The sequence below is a fragment of the Minwuia thermotolerans genome (genome assembly GCF_002924445.1).
Classification (GTDB): domain Bacteria; phylum Pseudomonadota; class Alphaproteobacteria; order Minwuiales; family Minwuiaceae; genus Minwuia; species Minwuia thermotolerans.
Map to the genome: position 1 here is coordinate 25192 of NZ_PIGG01000004.1, position 15093 is coordinate 40284.

Here is a 15093-nt window from a genome sequence, read left to right on the forward strand (position 1 = left end):
AGTCCTGCCCTGATTTCCATAGGGATTGCACCCGGCGGCAGCGGGTATCGAACCGCCCCCATTCCCCCACATGGCGCAAGCCTTCGCCGGGGAGTGTTGTCCCGCTGCGACAATCGGTCAACCTCCATCACGTGTGTCCCTGCCGGTTTTGCAGGCACGGAGGCGAAGAAAGCTGCAATGTTTCGCCCCTGTGCGGTCCGTGCCACAATCGCGGCCGCCAGTCAGCGAGCGGAGGGACGCCATGGACGCCAGGACCGACGCGCAGGATGAACTGCTGCAGGCCGTCACCGAACGCTGTCGCGATCGCCTGGCGGCCGAGGAGGCGGCGGCCCTCACCGATTTCGCCGCGCAGGTGCTTCACCGCGCGATCCACGAGGCGGTGGAGGAGCGCAGCGCCGAGGATATCTACGGTGCGCTGCTGTCGCTGTGGAAATTCGCGGCCCAGCGCAAGCCCGGCTCCGGCAAGGTCCGGGCCTACAATCCGAAGCTGGACGAGCACGGCTGGTCCTCGCCCCACACCATCATCGAGACCGTGAACGACAACATGCCGTTCCTGGTCGATTCGATCGTCTCCGCCCTGGGCCAGTTCGACGGCCAGATCCACGAGCTGATCCATCCGGTGGTGCATGTCGTCCGCGACGCCGAGGGCCGGCTGCAGGGCTGCGTCGACCGCGGCGCCGAGGGCGCGATCGCCGAATCGGTGATCCAGATCGAGTTCTCGACCCATTCCGACCCGGCGGATCTCGCGGCCATCGAGAAGGCGCTCGGCGAGACGCTGGACGATGTGCGCCTGGCGGTCGAGGACTGGCGGCCGATGCTGCGGCAGGCCGAAATCATGGTCGAGGATCTGCGCGAGAACCCGCCGCCGCTGGACGCCGAGGACGTCGAGGAAGGACGGGCGCTGCTGGAGTGGATGATCGACGACCACTTCACCTTTCTCGGCTACCGCGAATACGACTACCTGGCCAGCCGGGAGACCGAGAGCCTGGAGATCGTGCCGGGCTCCGGCCTCGGCCTGCTGCGCGACCCCGCCCGGCGCGTGATGGAGCGCGCCAGCGGCGAGCCCGCGCTGTCGCCGGAGGTGCGCGAGTTCCTGCAGCGGCCGGAACTGATCATTGTCACCAAGACCAACAAGCGCTCGACCATCCACCGCCCGGTCCACCTGGACTATGTCGGCATCAAGCGCTTCGACGGCGACGGCCAGATCGTCGGCGAGCGCCGCTTCGTCGGCCTGTTCACCTCCGCCGCCTACAACCGCACGCCGAAGGAGATCCCCTATCTGAGGCGCAAGACCGCGCGGGTTCTGGAGCGCGCCGGCTACGACCCGCGCGGTCACGCGGGCAAGGCGCTGGCCAACGTGCTCGACACCTTCCCCCGCGACGAGCTGTTCCAGATCCCGGAAGACGAGCTCTACCAGACCGCCATGGGCATTCTGGGGCTGCAGGACCGACCGCGGATCAAGCTGTTCCTGCGCCGCGACCGTTTCGAACGGTTCTTCTCCTGCCTGGTCTACGTGCCGCGGGAAAACTACGATTCCGAACTCCGCCGCAAGTTCGAGAAGATCCTGGCCGAGCAGCTCGGCGGGCGCATCTCCGCCTTCTACACCCAGATCGGCGATTCCGCGCTGGCCCGGCTGCACGTCATCGTCGGCGGCGGCCCGACCGCGAGCGAGGTCGACCGGGAGGCGCTGGAAGCGCGGCTGATCGAGGCCGCGCGGTCCTGGGACGACGCGCTGAAGGATGCGCTGGTCGAAGCCTGGGGCGAGGAGCGCGCCAATGTGCTGCACCGGCGCTACGCCCACGCCTTCTCCGCCGCCTACCGCGAGGTGTTCAGCGCCGAGATGGCCTGCATCGACATCCAGCACATGGAGGAGACGGCGCAGGACGCGATGGGCCTCAACCTCTACCGGCTGCTGGAAGACGACGACCGCACGCTGCGCCTGAAGCTGTTCCAGCGCGGCGAGGCGCTGGCGCTCTCGGACGTGCTGCCGATGCTGGAGCACATGGGGCTGTGGGTGCTGTCCGAGCAGAGCCACCCGGTCGGCGATCCCGTCGATCCGTTCTGCTGGATCCACGACTTCGAGATGAGCACGACCGACGGCGCGGAGCCGAAGCTGGGCGAGTTCAAGCCGGCCTTCGAGGAGGGCTTCGCCAAGATCTTCTCCGGCGAGATGGAGAATGACGGCTTCAACCGCCTGATCGTCGCCGAAGGCATCGCGCCGCGCGACGTGGTGCTGCTGCGCGCCTACTGCAAGTTCCTGCGCCAGGCTGGCATCGCCTTCAGCCAGGATTACATGGAGGACACGCTGGCGACCAATGGCGCCGTCACCAGCCTGATCGTGGAACTGTTCTACTGTCTGCTGGACCCGGCTTCGCCGGGCGACCGGGAGGAGACGGCGCAGACCATCGGGGAATCCATCGAGCTGCTGCTGGACAAGGTGCCCAGCCTGGACGAAGACCGCATCCTGCGCCGCTTCCTCAACGCCGTGCAGTCGACGCTCAGAACCAACTTCTTCCAGCGGCGCACGGACGTCGACGGCAACCCCTATGTGTCGCTGAAGTTCGACAGCCAGGCGCTGGACGACCTTCCCCTGCCGCGGCCGTTCCGGGAGATCTTCGTCTACAGCCCGCGCTTCGAGGGCGTGCACCTGCGCGGCGGGCTGGTGGCGCGCGGGGGCCTGCGCTGGTCGGACCGGCGCGAGGACTTCCGCACCGAGGTGCTGGGCCTGGTCAAGGCGCAGATGGTCAAGAACGCCGTCATCGTGCCGGTCGGCTCCAAGGGCGGCTTCGTGCCCAAGCGCCCGCCCCAGGGCGGCGACCGGGAGGCCCAGATCGCCGAGGGCGTGGCCTGCTACCGCGGCTTCATCTCCGGCCTGCTGGACGTCACCGACAACATCGTCGACGGATCGATCGTCCCGCCCGAGAGCGTCGTCCGCCGCGACGGCGACGACCCCTATCTGGTGGTCGCCGCCGACAAGGGCACCGCGACCTTTTCCGACTACGCCAATCAGGTGGCGATCGACTACGGCTTCTGGCTGGGCGACGCCTTCGCCTCGGGCGGCGCGGCCGGCTACGACCACAAGAAGATGGGCATCACCGCGCGCGGCGCGTGGGAATGCGTGAAACGCCACTTCCGGGAGATCGGCGCCGACATCCAGACCGAGCCCTTCAGCGTCGTCGGCGTCGGCGACATGTCCGGCGACGTCTTCGGCAACGGCATGCTGCTGTCGCAGCAGATCCGCCTGCTGGCGGCCTTCGACCACCGCCACATCTTCATCGATCCCGATCCGGACCCGGCCGTCAGCTTCGCCGAGCGGCAACGGGTCTTCGAGCTCGGCCGCTCGAGCTGGGACGACTACGACCGCAGCAAGCTGTCAAAGGGCGCGATGATCGTGCCGCGGACCGAGAAGAAGGTGAAGCTGACGCCGGAGGCGGCGGCGGCGATCGGCGTAGAGCCGGCCGAGATGACGCCCTTCCAGGTGATGCAGGCGATCCTGCGCGCGCCGGCCGACCTGCTCTGGTTCGGCGGCATCGGCACCTATGTGAAGTCGGAGGACGAGAGCCACGGCGACGCCGGCGACCGGGCCAACGACGCCATCCGGGTCGATGCGCGGGAACTGCGGGTCAAGGTGATCGGCGAAGGCGCGAACCTGGGCATCACCCAGCTCGGCCGCATCGAGTACGCAACCGGCGGCGGGCGCATCAACACCGACTTCATCGACAATTCGGCCGGCGTCGACTGTTCCGATCACGAGGTCAACATCAAGATCCTGCTGGGCGCCGTCGAGGCCGCCGGCGACATGACCCGCAAGCAGCGCAACACCCTGCTGGAGGAGATGACCGAGGCTGTCGCCGGCCTGGTGCTGGAGGACAACTACGTCCAGGGCCAGGCGGTCACCGTCGCCCAGGCGCGCGGACGGTCGGGCAACGGCCCCTGGGGGCGGCTGATGCGCTCCTACGCCCGGGAGGGGCTGCTCAACCGGGACATCGAGTACCTGCCCGACGACGAAGAGCTGTCGGAACGCCGCGGCGGCCTGACCCGGCCGGAACTCTGCGTCATCCTTTCCTACGCCAAGATGACGCTGAAGACGGAGCTGCTCGACAGCGCCCTGCCCGACGAGGACGGGCTGGAGGACGTGCTGTTCGGCTATTTCCCGGAAGCCGTCCAGAAACGCTACCCCGACGCCATCGAGGGCCATCGTCTGCGCCGGGAGATCATCGCCACCCGCATCGCCAATTTCATGGTCAACCGCGCCGGGCCGGCCTTTCCGCGGCTGGCGCAGGACGACCTGGGCGTGGATGCGGCGGATGTCGGCCGGGTGGCGATGGCCACGCGCCAGGTCTTCCGGCTCGACCCGATCTGGGAGGCCATCGACGCCCTCGACAACAAGGTGCCGGCCGAAGTGCAGACGCGCATGCTGCTGATGGTGCAGGACGCGATGGTGCGCGCCGGCCTGTGGTTCCTGCGCAACGCCGCCCAGCCGATCGGCCGGGTCCGCATTGCCGAACGCTTCCGCCCCGCCATCCAGGACCTGCGCGGACGGCTGGACGAGCAGCTGGGCGAGATGGAGCTGGCCGCCTTTCGCCAGCGCGCCGCCGATCTCGCGGCCGCGGGCGTGGACGAGAAGCTGGCGGCAGACGTCGCCGCCCTGCAGCCGCTGGCGACAACGCTGGACGTGGTCGACGCCGCCGAGACCGCGGCCCGCGACATCGGGCTGGTGGCCGAGACCTATTTCGCCATCGGCGCGCGGCTGGGACTGGACTGGCTGCGCGCCCAGGCGGCCAATCTGATGCTGGAAAGCGCCTGGGACCGCCAGGCCGTGAACATGCTGGTCGAGGACACCTACGCTCAGCAGCGCCAGCTCGCGGTCAACGCCTTCGCCGGCGACGCCGAAACGGTGAAGGGCGCGATGGAGACCTTCGAGGCGCAGTACGGCCGCGATCTCGGCCGCATCGACCAGACCATGCACGAGATCCGCGCCGCCGGCGCCGTCGACATCGGCCGCCTCGTCCTCGCCAACCGTCAGATCGGCCGCCTGCTGGGATAGACCCTTCCGCTGTCTGATTGGACCGCCGCTCACTCGGCGTGTCACCCCCGCCTCTGTGCGGGGGTCCGGAGCGGCTTTGCCGCAATTCGATGATCCAGGCCGGATGCCCGCACAAGCCTGCCCCTGACCCCGTTCGGGGGGCGGGCATGACACCGAAGCTCTACTGGCGATTCAATCCAACCGAGGATTGATCTGTCGAAGTCCTCGGGCTTGACGAGCCTGCCCCGGACCCCGTTCCGGGGAGTAGCGGTGTCGTGGCGCGGACGGGTGCACAGGCAATTCTGCCGTTTCTCTGATTCAGAAGGCGCGCGAGCCGGCCATGCCAACCCTCGCGCGCCAACCGGGATTGCCTAGAGACCGCCCAGTTCGCTGCGGACCTGCTCGCGGAAGATGTCGATGGGCGCCAGGCGGCCTTCGACATCGACATGCCAGTAGGTCCAGCCATTGCAGCTCGGCGCGCCCTGCACATGGGCGCCGATCTTGTGGATCGAGCCGGTGGCGTCGGCGCAGACCAGGCTGCCGTCGGCGCGCACCCGCGCGGTGTGGCGGCGCTGATAGTCGTGCAGGTGCGTGCCGGGCTCGATCAGGCCCCGCTCGACGATCATGCCGAAGGGCACGCGCGTCTGCTGGCGCTTGGGCGGGGTGATCACCCGATCCTCCGGCGGCAGGGTGCGCACGCGGCCGATCCGCGCCTGGGCCAGGCGGCAGAACTTGTCCTCGCGCTCGACGCCGATGAAACGCCGGCCGAGGCGCTTGGCCACCGCGCCCGTGGTGCCGGTGCCGAAGAAGGGATCGAGCACGATGTCGCCGTCGCGTGTCGCGGTCAGCATCACCCGGTAGAGCAGCGATTCCGGCTTCTGCGTCGAATGCGCCTTGCGGCCGTTGACCTTCAGCCGCTCGCCGCCCGAGCAGATCGGCAGCAGCCAGTCGGAGCGCATCTGCAGATCGTCGTTCAGCGCCTTCAGCGCCTCGTAGTTGAAGGTGTAGTTCTTCGCGTCCTCCGCCTTGGCGCACCAGATCAGCGTCTCGTGCGCGTTGGTCAGCCGCCGGCCGCGGAAATTGGGCATCGGGTTGGCCTTGCGCCAGACCACGTCGTTGAGAATCCAGAAGCCGAGATCCTGCAGCACGGCGCCGATGCGGTAGATGTTGTGATAGCTGCCGATGACCCACAGCGTGCCGCTGTCCTTGAGCAGGCGCTGCGCCGCCGTCAGCCAGGCGCGGGTGAAGGCGTCATAGGCCTCCATGCTCTCGAAGCGGTCCCAGTCGTCGTCGACGGCGTCGACCACGGACTCGTTGGGGCGCTTCAGCTCCCCGCGAAGCTGCAGGTTGTAGGGCGGATCGGCGAAGATCATGTCGACGGAACCCGCCGGCAGCCCCTCCATGATGGAGACGCAGTCGCCCTGGATGATCCGGTTGACCGGAAGTTCCTGCATCGCCGCGCCCGACCCGATTTCACCGCTTCTGGCCGATCCGCGACCCCCACGAATCGATCCCTCCGCGCCAAACTGACGCGACCTGAGTCTACCGTCAACATTTTGATATGAGAAGTCATGGGCTTATAGCCCGTTGTTCAAGTGAACATGTCACGAACGGGGCGGAATGACCGGCGATGGGCGGGCGTGGGGCCCAGCTGCTGTACCGCCTGACGGTGCTGTTCGGTGGCGTAGCCGGCATGGGTTTCCAGGCCGTAGCCGGGATAGAGCGCGCCCAGATCCCGCATCATCCGGTCGCGTTCGGTCTTGGCGATGATGGAGGCCGCGGCGATGGCGAGTTCCGTGCCGTCGCCGCCGATCACCGGCAGGCCGGGACAGGGCAGCCGCTCGGGCAGGCGGTTGCCGTCCACCAGCACCCCGGCGGGCCGCATGGGCAGGGCCTCGATCGCGCGCTGCATGGCCAGCATGGCGGCGTGCAGGATGTTGAGCGTGTCGATCTCCTCGACAGAGGCCTGGCCGACGGCGACCACCGCGACCGCGCGGATCGCGAGCGCCAGCGCCTCCCGCGCCGCCGGCGCGATCAGCTTGGAATCGTTGACGCCCTCCAGCATGAAGTCTTCGGGCAGGATGACGGCGGCGGCCACGACCGGGCCGGCGATGGGGCCGCGCCCGGCCTCGTCGACGCCGGCCACCGGGCCCTGCCAGATACGGCTGCGTTCAGTTTCCAGCATTCGGTCGGGCATCGCCCCTTTCTCCCCCTCGCGCTCCCCCTGCCGCTCCGCCGCCGGAGCCGTCTTCCCCGTCCCCGGCCGCGCCCCCGCGCTTCGGCCGGACACGCCGCATCAGCCGGTCCACCTCGCCCCGGCTGTAGTCGCCCAGCGTCATCGACACCCGCCCCGGCCGCGGCGCGGCCGCCGCCGGCGCCCGCCGCCCCCGGCCGCGGAAATAGACCGCGCCCAGGAAATCCTCGAAGGTCCTGACGCGCCGCCACTTCACCCGCGCCATCCGCCGGGCGGAGAACAGCACGAAGGGGCTGGAGATCAGGCTGAGGACGATGACCGAGGTCATCAGATCCCGGCTGTAGCCGTCGACCACCCCCGCCGCCGCGCCGGCGGCCACCAGGATGAAGGAGAACTCGCCGACCTGGCCGATCACCGTGCCGGCCAGCCAGGCCCGGGGCCAGGGCTCGCCCAGCATGCGGAAGATGCCGATATTCGCCGCCGTCTTGGTCAGGGTCACCAGCAGCAGCAGCCCCAGCACGACAGCGAGGTTCTCATAGATGAATCCGAGGTCGAGCAGCAAGCCGATCGAGAGGAAGAACACCATCAGCAGCACCGACTGGATCGGCTGCACCGCGCTGATCATCTTGCCGCGTTCGATGGTGTTGCCGACCACCAGCCCGCCGACGAAGGCGCCATAGGCCGGCGACAGGCCGAGCACGCCGCTGACCGCCGCGCCGGCGAAACAGATCGCGAGGCCGCCCATGGCGGCGAGATCGGCGTTGTCGGTGATCCAGTGGGCGAAGGGCAGGTGCTCGCGCTTGCGCCGGCTGAGCAGGAAGACGACGCCGACGAGGATGGCCACGGCGACGATCACCGGCAGGGCCGCGTCGGCGGGTCCGGCGCCCTCCCGCCCCATCTCGGAGACGATGATCAGCATCGGCACCACGGCCAGATCCTGCGCCACGAGCACGCCGACGGCCAGGCGGCCGACGTCGGAGCGGAGCTCGCCGATGTCCTCCAGGATCTTGATGGCGACGGCGGTCGACGACAGGCTGAGGCCGAAGCCGACGATCAGCGCCACCTGCGGGGTCCAGCCCGACGCCGCGCCGATCAGCCAGGCCGTGCCCACGCCCAGCAGCACCTGCAGGCCGGCGACGGTGACGGCGAGGCGCCAGACGCGGCGGAAACTGCGCAGCGACAGCTCCATGCCGATCAGGAACAGCAGCATCAGCACGCCCAGCTCGGCGATGAACTCGACCTCGTCGCGGTCGCCGATCACGCCCAGCAGCGACGGCCCCAGGACGATGCCGGCGGCGATGTAGCCGACCACGACGGGCTGGCGCATCCGGCTGAACGCCAGGCCGCAGGCGAGCGCGGCCACGGCCACGATCGCGAGATTGATCAGCTCCTGTTCGTGCATCGCCCCAATCTAGAGCAATTCGGGCGGAATTGGCACTGACGACGCACACCCGGCGATGCGGCGGCGGCATGCGCGCCGCAGCCATCTGCCTTCATTACCATCCCCGAGGGGGGCCTGCGCCGCTCGTCAGAGCAGCGAGAGCTGATCCCCCGGCGCCGGCGGTCTCTGGAAACGCGAGGTATCGAGCCGCAGCTTCGCCTCGTTCAGGCCCAGCCGCCGGGCAGCGATGCGGAAGCGGCGCGCCATCATTTCGGCATAGGGTCCGGCGCCGGACATGCGCCGCCCCCAGGCGGCGTCGTAGTCCCGGCCGCCGCGCATGTCCCGGATCAGTTTCATGATGCGTCCGGCCCGGTTCGGGGTCTCGCTCTCCAGCCATTCGCGGAACAGGTCGGCGATCTCCAGCGGCAGGCGCAGCAGGATGTAGCCGGCCTCCCGGGCGCCGGCCTCGGCCGCCCGCTCCAGGATCGCCTCCATCTCCGGCTCGTTCAGCGAGGGGATCATCGGCGCGGCCATGACGGCGGTGCGCACCCCGGCCCGGGAGAGCTCCCGGATCGCCGCCAGCCGGTTCTCCGGCGTGGACGCCCGGGGCTCCATGGAGCGCGCCAGCCGCCTGTCCAGCGTGGTCACCGACAGCGCCACCTTGACCAGACCCTTCTCCGCCATGGGCGCCAGAATGTCGAGGTCGCGGGTCACCAGCGCCGACTTGGTGACGATGCCGACCGGATGCTCGAAGCGGGCCAGCACCTCCAGGATCTGGCGGGTGACCTGACGCCGGCGCTCGATCGGCTGATAGGGGTCGGTATTGGTGCCAATGGCGATGACGCGGCACTGGTAGCCCGGCGCGCGCAGTTCCTTTTCCAGCAGCCGCGCGGCCTCGGGCTTGTAGAGCAGCTTCGTCTCGAAATCGATGCCGGGAGACAGGCCAAGATACGCGTGGGTCGGCCGCGCGAAGCAGTAGATGCAGCCGTGCTCGCAGCCGCGATAGGGGTTGATCGAGCGGTCGAAGGAGATGTCGGGCGAGCTGTTGCGGGCGATGATGGTGCGCGTGGCGTCCGCGGTCTCGGTCGTCCGGACGCCCGCTCCGTCCTCCAGCCACTCCTCGGGCGGGGTCCAGCCATCGTCGATCCAGACGCGCTCCTCGGCCTCGAAGCGACCCGAGCGGTTGGACCGCGCGCCCCGGCCCCTGGCCTGGGCCGGTCCGGCCGCCGCGGACATGTCGAAGCCATGACCGCCATAGGTTATGTTCTTTTTTTGTTCCATGCCCGGATGGAACCATTGCAGGGCCACGCGGTCAAGCGGCAATGGCCGGGATCAGTTGCGGCTGACGTTCAGGCCGTCGCCCTGGCCCTGCAGGACGATCTCGACGCGGCGGTTGCGCGGCTCGTAGACGCCGTCGGCGGTCGGCACCAGGGGCTGTGTCTCGCCATGCGCCTCGATGTCCATCACCGCCTCCACGCCATGGCTGCGGATCTCGGCGGCGGTGTTGCGCGCGCGCCGTTCGGACAGGGCGCGGTTGTAGGCGGCGTCGCCGGAACGGTCGGTGTGACCCGCCAGTTCGATCACGGCCGTACCGTCCTGGCGGGCGCGGTCGCTCGCCTCGGCGACGGTCTGGCGCGCCTCGTCACCCAGCTCGGCGCTGTCCAGGGCGAAGAAGACGACATAGGAGCGGCGCAGGCTGGCCGCGGCCCGGGCCTGGGCGTTGGGCAGCGGCTCGGCCTGCGGCCTGGGCGGCTCGGCGGCGCGCGCCGGCGCGAGACGCCGGGGCGCCGTGGTTTCCTTCGGTCCCCTGGCGGCGGGCAGGGCGGAGGCTGCGGCGTCGCGCACGCTCGTCGCGGCGCGGGCGGCCCTGGGCGGCTCGCCGAAGCGGTAGCGCAGGCCCAGTACCGCGGTGTGGGCCGCATAGCTGGCGTCGATGGTGGCGCCGGTCGAATCGCGGAATTCGGCCTCGCCGGTGCGGAAATAGCGGTACTCGGCGATCAGCGAGAGATTCGGATCCAGCGCGAAGGCGACGCCGGCCAGGCCCTGCATGGCGAGCTCCGTGGCGCCGTCGTCCAGGGTCCGGCCGCCGCCGAAATTGAAATCGTTGGCCTGGACCTGGGCGATGCCGATGCCGCCGCCGACATAGGGATAGACGCCGGTGTCGTTGTCGTATTCCCAGACCAGATTGACGAGGCCGCCGAGAACGCCGAAGGAGCCGCCAACATTCGCGCCGTTGAAGCTGTCGGCCCGGTTGTGGCGGTAGCTCAGCTCCGTCTCCAGACGGATCCCGGTGCGGAACTGGTAGCCGAAGGCCGCGAGGCCGCCCGCGCCGATGGCCACTTCCAGGTCGCCCGCCACGCCGCCGGAAAGTTCGCGGTCGCCGACATGCTGGCCCAGGACGCCGCCGGCCAGGTACGGCCCGTCGATCTCCGCCAGTGCCGCCGCCGGAAGCAGCGCCAGCGCCGCGGCCGCAACCGCCGTCAGACGTCGTTTCATCGTCAAATTACCCACTCATGCGCCCCCCGGCCGCGCAGAATTGCGCGGGGCCGCGCCCCTGCACAACCCCTTTGTGTCCGGAAAGGTTCAGCTTTCCCTGAGCCGTGGCAGCAATTCAACGAAGTTGCAGGGACGGAAGCGGATGTCGAGCTGGGTGGCCAGGATCATGTCCCAGCCATCGCGGCAGGCCCCCGGCGACCCCGGCAGGGCAAAGATGTAGGTGCCGCGGGCGACGCCGGCGGCGCAGCGCGACTGGATCGTCGAGGTGCCGATCTTCTCGTAGGAGAGCATGCGGAACAGCTCGCCGAAGCCGGCGATCTCCTTTTCGCAGACGTCGGACAGAGCCTCCGGCGTGACGTCGCGGCCCGTCACCCCGGTGCCGCCGGTGGCGATGACCACGTCGACGCCCTCATCGTCGGCCCAGGCCCGCAGCCGTTCGGCGATCGCGGCCCGCTCGTCAACAACGATCAACCGCGCCGCCAGCCGGTGGCCGGCCGCCTCCAGCCGCTCCACCAGCACGTCGCCGGACCTGTCGGTTTCCGGCGTGCGGGTATCCGAGACGGTCAGCACGGCGATGTTCACGGGCACGAAGTCCCGGCTCTCGTCAATCGGCACCGATGCCTCCCCTTCCGATGAGGACCGGCGCCGCGGCGCGCGGCGGCGGACTGTAGAAGGGCCAGCGCCCTTCGGCCAGTTCGCCCAGCGTCGGCGTCTCCCACCCAAGCCGGTCGCGGTAGATCCAGTAGGCCGCCAGCACGTCGCGCACGAACAGGCGCGTCTGCAGCGACCCCATGAGCTCCAGGAACAGCAGCGGATCGTCGCGGTCGCCGAAGCGGCGCTGCCATTCGCGCACATTGCCCGGCCCCGCATTGTAGGCCGCCAGCACGTGCAGCAGGCTGCCGTCGGGCTCCACCGCCGTCATCAGATAGGCGAGATAGGACTGGCCCAGTTCCAGGCTGACCTCGGCATCGAACAGCGCCGCCCGACCCGGCGGCGGCCGCCCGGACTTGCGCGCGATGTAGTCGGCGGTACGCGGCATCAGCTGCATCAGGCCGCTGGCGCCGCGGCCGCTGCGCGCGCGGGTGTCGAAACCCGATTCGCGGCGCGCCACCGCCAGCAGCAGGGCGCGGCCGATCGGCTGACCCTCGTCGATCTGCCAGTCCGGCAGCGGGAACAGTGCCGGATCGTGGCGCTCGCCGAAGCTGTTCAGGCGGATGCGGGCGATGCGGTAGGCCGTGGCCGGGGCGTCGAGCGCCGCAGACAACGCCATCAGCAGCGCCGAGCCGCGGGCGTCCGCGCGGCGCGACAGGCGGCGCAGCTCCAGATCGGCGCGGGCGATCTGACCGGCCTCGGTCAGGGCGATGGCGCGCCGGATCGCCGGATTGGCGGCCATCAGCGCCTCGACCGCCGCAGCCGTCAGCCCGGGCGGCGACCATTCGAAGTCGCCGCGGTCGGCGAGCTGGCGCGCGGCCAGCAGCCCGTACATGTCCCGGCTGTAGCTGGCCGCCCGGCGCAGATAGGGCACCACGGCGGCGTAGCGGCCGGCCGCCAGCGCCGCCCGCGCCGCCCAGAAGTCGGCGGCCCCGCCCATGTGGCCAATATGATCCGGCGCCGTGTCGGCGGCGGCGGCGAAGCGGTAGTGGGATTCGGCATGCCGGCCCATGGCCCAGAGCGCCAGCCCTGCATAGAACGAACCGGCGCGCATGCCGCCGCCCGGCCCCTGGCGGGCCAGGTCGCCCTGTTTCAGCGCACGCTCGAAACGGGCCTTGGACAGGTGGCCCCGGGCCAGCGTGGCCCGTGCCTCCGCCATCGCCGCCGGCGACATCGCCTGCCCCCTCGGACCGTCCAGCATGTTCTCGGTAACCGTCATGCGGTCGCGCAGCACATTGCGCCGGACCTGAGCCAGCACCGCCCTGTCATGACCGGTGCGGCCGCTCTCCGCGGCCTCCGCGCGCGTGGCCGGGCGCGCGGCCGGCAGCTCCACCCCCGCCGGCAGCTCCAGACGCGCGACCCACGGCCCGGGCAGCGGCTTCCAGCCGGCGATGCGCCGCTTCTGCGCCAGGGCGTGCAGCCGCTCGGCCATGGGGTGGTCGCCATGGGCCTTCATCCAGCGGTGCAGCTCGGCATAGGCGGAGCGATAGGCGGTCGGGTGCATGTAGCGCTGGAACTGAACATGGCCAAGCAGCAAGCGGTCCTGCAGCCCGCCGATCAGCCGGTCCGCGGTACGCCAGTCGCCATGGCGCTGAGCCTCGAAGATGCGCGCATATCGCCCGGCGTCGGCGTCCGAAAGCACGCGCGGCAGCGGCTCCGCCAGTGCCGCCGACGCCCCCGCCGCCAGCAGCGCGAGACTTGCGAGCCACATTCCCAACCTGCCAAACATGCCGCAATGAAACCCGAAGCGCCGCCGACCGCAAGCTTGTCGGCGGCCGGCGGCTCGGGAAAGATGTCGCGACCGCCAGCCCGGAAAGGATTTTCATGTCGTTGCCTCCCGAGATCGCCGAGCGGCTGAAACTGCCGCTGATCGCCGCGCCCATGTTCCTGGTCTCCGGGCCCGACCTGGTGATCGCCGCCTGCCGCGCGGGGGTCATCGGATCGTTCCCCACGGCCAACTGCCGCACCGTGGACGAACTGGACCAGTGGCTGGAACGCATGGGCCGGGAGACGGGCGAGGACAGCGCGCCGATCGCGCCCAACCTGATCGTCCACCGCACCAATACCCGCCTGCCGCAGGATCTGGAGGTGCTGGCGAAGCACCGTCCGCCGCTGGTCATCGCCAGCGTCGGCAGCCCCGAGAAGATCGTCGACGCGGTGCATGGCTGGGGCGGGCTGGTGCTGGCCGACATCGCCTCGATGCGCCACGCCGAGAAGGCGATCGCCGCCGGCGCGGACGGCTTGATCCTGCTGACCGGCGGGGCGGGCGGCCAGACCGGCTGGGCCAACCCCTTCGCCTTCGTGCGCGGCGTGCGGCGCATCTTCGACGGGCCGGTGGTGCTGGCCGGCGGGGTCGGCGACGGGCGGGGCCTGCGCGCGGCCGAGGTGCTGGGCTGCGACCTCGCCTACATGGGCACGCGCTTCATCGCCACTGCCGAAAGCATGGCCGCCGACCGCTACAAGCAGATGCTGGTGGAATCGGGCCTCGACGACATCAAGCTCACCAACGCCATCACCGGCCTGGACACCAGCATCCTGAAGCCCAGCCTGCTGGCCGCCGGCCTGGACCCGGACAACCTGCCCGAACGCGGCGCCATCGAGATCTCAAAGGACATCAACCCGGACGCGCCGCGGCGCTGGAAGGACATCTGGTCGGCCGGCCATTCGGTCGAGCTGGTCGACGGGATCGCCGAAGTGGCCGACGTTGTGGCAGGGATCGCACGCGAGTACCACGAAAGCGCATAAGATACCTAGACAACCGCCCCGGCGCCGGTAATGCTGCCCTGTGCTTGCTCCGGCAAGCAAGCGCCCGGCACCGGAGATCGGCGATGGCAGATGACAGGATGCGCCCCCCGGCGGGCGCGGCCGAACACGGCGCCGACGATGCGTTGAACCATCAGATCGTCGCGTTGAGCAACAAGCTGTCGCTGACCGTCGCCCGCCGCGCCCTGGCGCAGGACGGTCTGACCCTGCGCGAATGGCGCATCATGCTGGCGCTGTTCATCTACGGCCCCAGCATCGCGCGGCGCGTATCCGAACTGGCGCTGCTCGATCCCGCCCATGTCAGCCGCACCGTGCGGCAGCTGGAACAGCGCGGCCTGGTCGCCTTCCGGCCGAACGAGCGGGACCGCCGCCAGATCATCATCGTGCTGAGCGCCGCGGGGGAGAAGCTGGCGCGGCAGGTGCTGCCCAGGGCCATGGCCGTCGGCAGCGCCTTCCGCGAAATCTATTCCGACGCGGAGTACGCGACCCTGATCGGCCTGCTGTCGCGCGCTAACGCCTTCGCCGACCGACTGCTGCAGTCGGACGAGACACCGCCGCCGGAGGCCGGGCAGGGCTGATCGC

General features: G+C 70.0%; 10 protein-coding genes. 3 read left to right on the forward strand and 7 right to left on the reverse strand.

What is annotated here, in order from left to right; genetic code table 11:
• The first annotated feature begins 241 nt into the window (after positions 1-241).
• On the forward strand, positions 242-5047 hold the full coding sequence (locus CWC60_RS00215; RefSeq protein WP_109792048.1) for an NAD-glutamate dehydrogenase: 4806 nt from the start codon (positions 242-244) through the stop codon (positions 5045-5047).
• Positions 5048-5397: 350 nt separating this feature from the next.
• Here the strand turns inward: CWC60_RS00215 and CWC60_RS00220 are convergent, their stop codons facing one another.
• From CWC60_RS00220 to CWC60_RS24020, 7 genes are all read right to left on the reverse strand, one after another.
• Positions 5398-6480, reverse strand: coding sequence for a site-specific DNA-methyltransferase (locus tag CWC60_RS00220; protein ID WP_109792049.1), 1083 nt, complete (start codon positions 6478-6480; stop codon positions 5398-5400).
• Between the two features lie 137 nt (positions 6481-6617).
• Positions 6618-7223: a ribonuclease HII gene (locus tag CWC60_RS00225; protein ID WP_109792050.1), complete on the reverse strand. Its 606-nt coding sequence runs from the start codon at positions 7221-7223 to the stop codon at positions 6618-6620.
• A complete protein-coding gene (locus tag CWC60_RS00230; protein ID WP_109792051.1) occupies positions 7198-8622 on the reverse strand; it encodes a cation:proton antiporter domain-containing protein in 1425 nt (474 codons plus the stop codon). Before CWC60_RS00230 ends, CWC60_RS00225 begins: the two co-directional genes overlap by 26 nt.
• A 126-nt stretch (positions 8623-8748) precedes the next feature.
• Positions 8749-9882: a PA0069 family radical SAM protein gene (locus tag CWC60_RS00235; RefSeq protein WP_109792052.1), complete on the reverse strand. Its 1134-nt coding sequence runs from the start codon at positions 9880-9882 to the stop codon at positions 8749-8751.
• Between the two features lie 51 nt (positions 9883-9933).
• A complete protein-coding gene (locus CWC60_RS00240) occupies positions 9934-11097 on the reverse strand; it encodes an OmpA family protein (protein WP_109796367.1) in 1164 nt (387 codons plus the stop codon).
• Positions 11098-11184: 87 nt separating this feature from the next.
• A complete protein-coding gene (moaB, locus tag CWC60_RS00245) occupies positions 11185-11712 on the reverse strand; it encodes a molybdenum cofactor biosynthesis protein B (protein WP_109792054.1) in 528 nt (175 codons plus the stop codon).
• Positions 11702-13459, reverse strand: coding sequence for a lytic transglycosylase domain-containing protein (locus CWC60_RS24020; RefSeq protein ID WP_164516284.1), 1758 nt, complete (start codon positions 13457-13459; stop codon positions 11702-11704). The genes moaB and CWC60_RS24020 overlap by 11 nt, the downstream gene beginning before the upstream one ends.
• 113 nt (positions 13460-13572) lie before the next feature.
• On the opposite strand from CWC60_RS24020, the gene CWC60_RS00255 reads away from it, so the two are divergent.
• Both CWC60_RS00255 and CWC60_RS00260 read left to right on the forward strand, forming a co-directional pair.
• A complete protein-coding gene (locus tag CWC60_RS00255; protein WP_109792056.1) occupies positions 13573-14493 on the forward strand; it encodes an NAD(P)H-dependent flavin oxidoreductase in 921 nt (306 codons plus the stop codon).
• 83 nt (positions 14494-14576) lie between these two features.
• Complete coding sequence (locus CWC60_RS00260; protein ID WP_109792057.1) at positions 14577-15089, forward strand: MarR family winged helix-turn-helix transcriptional regulator; 513 nt, start codon at positions 14577-14579, stop codon at positions 15087-15089.
• The last annotated feature ends 4 nt before the right edge of the window (positions 15090-15093 follow it).

Excerpts from the sequence above, each read along its gene's own strand:
- CWC60_RS00215 (WP_109792048.1), top strand. The coding sequence starts at position 242 with ATGGACGCCAGGACCGACGCGCAGGATGAACTGCTGCAGGCCGTCACC.
- CWC60_RS00220 (WP_109792049.1), bottom strand. The coding sequence starts at position 6,480 with ATGCAGGAACTTCCGGTCAACCGGATCATCCAGGGCGACTGCGTCTCC.
- CWC60_RS00225 (WP_109792050.1), bottom strand. The coding sequence starts at position 7,223 with ATGCCCGACCGAATGCTGGAAACTGAACGCAGCCGTATCTGGCAGGGC.
- CWC60_RS00230 (WP_109792051.1), bottom strand. The coding sequence starts at position 8,622 with ATGCACGAACAGGAGCTGATCAATCTCGCGATCGTGGCCGTGGCCGCG.
- CWC60_RS00235 (WP_109792052.1), bottom strand. The coding sequence starts at position 9,882 with ATGGAACAAAAAAAGAACATAACCTATGGCGGTCATGGCTTCGACATG.
- CWC60_RS00240 (WP_109796367.1), bottom strand. The coding sequence starts at position 11,097 with ATGAAACGACGTCTGACGGCGGTTGCGGCCGCGGCGCTGGCGCTGCTT.
- CWC60_RS24020 (WP_164516284.1), bottom strand. The coding sequence starts at position 13,459 with ATGTGGCTCGCAAGTCTCGCGCTGCTGGCGGCGGGGGCGTCGGCGGCA.
- CWC60_RS00255 (WP_109792056.1), top strand. The coding sequence starts at position 13,573 with ATGTCGTTGCCTCCCGAGATCGCCGAGCGGCTGAAACTGCCGCTGATC.
- CWC60_RS00260 (WP_109792057.1), top strand. The coding sequence starts at position 14,577 with ATGGCAGATGACAGGATGCGCCCCCCGGCGGGCGCGGCCGAACACGGC.